This window comes from Sporolactobacillus sp. KGMB 08714, assembly GCF_036598985.1.
Lineage (GTDB): Bacteria > Bacillota > Bacilli > Bacillales > Sporolactobacillaceae > Sporolactobacillus.
Genome location: NZ_JAUUBW010000071.1, coordinates 1 through 544 on the forward strand (window position 1 = coordinate 1; position 544 = coordinate 544).

Below are 544 nucleotides of genomic sequence, written 5' to 3' on the forward strand. Positions count from 1 at the left end.
AAGGCTTCAACGTCTTCACGGACCACTTCGGTGACCTTTGAAATCGTCCCCGCTGAATAATGATCCCCCAGAATCGTTTCAATAAATTTACCGAGATCGCGTGTACTCATTCCTTTTTGATACAGGGTAATGATCGCACTGCCCAACCAGTCGTCCTGCCGCTTATAGGGTTGAAAGAGTTGAGTATGAAAATAGTTCTCCCGGTCTCGGGGAACGCTCAGAGGATCGATCCGGCCATATTTCGTATCCAACCTGCGTGGATAGGAACCATTTTTACTGCTCTTCAGTTCCGGATGTTCCTGTGTAAAAAAGTTTTCCATCTCCTCCTTCATGAGGGTCTCCAGTTTCTCTTTGACAAAAGAACGAATCATGCCATCCAGTTGCTTTTCAATACTCCATTCATCTACAATATGAGACAAGGTAAGGATCTCCTCTGAGTTTTTGTTTGGTCGCATTAACTTAAAGGATATCCTTCCTTTTTTATGGTCTCAAAGAATCAGCTTATAAGCTGATTCTCCATTTACACAAACTATCATACACTCTC

1 protein-coding gene is annotated in these 544 nt (G+C 43.0%); it reads right to left on the reverse strand.

All coding sequences use genetic code 11. The features are described 5' to 3' along the window. On the reverse strand, positions 1–371 hold a 371-nt coding region (locus tag Q6A92_RS18805), incomplete at its 3' end, for a transposase (protein ID WP_443029760.1). Between the last annotated feature and the right edge of the window lie 173 nt (positions 372–544).